Origin of the sequence: Actinomadura sp. GTD37 (genome assembly GCF_041951365.1) — a bacterium.
GTDB lineage: Bacteria > Actinomycetota > Actinomycetes > Streptosporangiales > Streptosporangiaceae > Spirillospora.
In genome coordinates this window covers 1-1323 of record NZ_JBGNUS010000024.1, presented here as the reverse complement: position 1 = coordinate 1323, position 1323 = coordinate 1, and the positions used below count along the sequence as shown (strand labels likewise).

Genomic DNA, 1323 nt, shown 5'->3' with positions numbered 1-1323 from the left:
GTCTACAGCATGCGACTGAAAACGCCCTATTCAGACTCGCTTTCGCTACGGCTACCCGCCACCGGTTAACCTCGCCACACACCATAACTCGCAGGCTCATTCTTCAAAAGGCACGCCATCACGAACAAGGAGACAAGCCCCTTGAGGACGCTCTGACGGCTTGTAGGCACACGGTTTCAGGTACTATTTCACGACCCCTCACCGGGGCACTTTTCACCATTCCCTCACGGTACTGATCCGCTATCGGTCACCAGGAAGTATTCAGCCTTACCACGTGGTCGTGGCAGATTCACACGGGATTTCACGGGCCCCGTGCTACTCGGGAACACACCCAAGAGACATCGCAATTTCGTCTACCGGACTCTCACCGTCTACGGTCGGCCTTCCCATGCCATTCGACTATCACGATATTTTATAACTCTTCGATCCAGCGGCAGCTGAACCAGGATGGTCCCACAACCCCGCACACGCAACACCTGCCGGCTATCACACGCGCACGGTTTAGGCTCCTCCGCTTTCGCTCACCACTACTCACGGAATCACTATTGTTTTCTCTTCCTGCGGGTACTGAGATGTTTCACTTCCCCGCGTTCCCACCAACCTGCCTATACATTCAGCAGGCGGCGACACCCCATGACGGGTGCCAGGTTTCCCCATTCGGAAATCCCCGGATCAAAGTCTGGTTGCCGACTCCCCGAGGCATATCGCAGGCTCCCACGTCCTTCATCGGCTCCTGATGCCAAGGCATCCACCGTATGCCCTTAAAAACTTGAACACACAAAACGATCAAAACAAATCGCAGATGAGAAACACAACCCCCTCCCCAAAAAACAAGAAAGGGACGTATCTCCCACCAGAGATGCTCGCGTCCACTGTGCAGTTCTCAAAAAACAACCGGGCCCACCGGCACCGCACCACCCAGAACAAGTGATGCGGCGACCGGTCCCGCAGTCCGAGGCCACCAGGCAAAAATGCCCACTCCCTCAGAACCCAACAGCGTGCCCACCAGACCCCCCACCCGAACCCGGCGTCCCCACTCCCCCATGGTCTCCCACCAGGGGCGGTACTAGCCGGGCCGCGTGAACGACCCGATGAATAGCCAGTGCTCCACATCCATGAGCAGCCACCTGACGGACATGCGCCGCCAACGGTAGCCACCGACCACGACCCCTCGCATGCGAGGCGGCCTGGCCAGCTGTGCTCCTTAGAAAGGAGGTGATCCAGCCGCACCTTCCGGTACGGCTACCTTGTTACGACTTCGTCCCAATCGCCGGCCCCACCTTCGACCGCTCCCCCCACACAAGGTGGTTGGGCCACGGGCTT

General features: G+C 58.4%; 2 rRNA genes. Both read right to left on the bottom strand.

Annotated elements, in window-relative coordinates:
* A 23S ribosomal RNA gene (locus ACA511_RS40580) occupies positions 1–775 on the bottom strand; the annotation flags it as partial.
* 433 nt (positions 776–1208) lie between these two features.
* Positions 1209–1323: ribosomal RNA gene (locus ACA511_RS40575) — 16S ribosomal RNA — on the bottom strand; the annotation flags it as partial.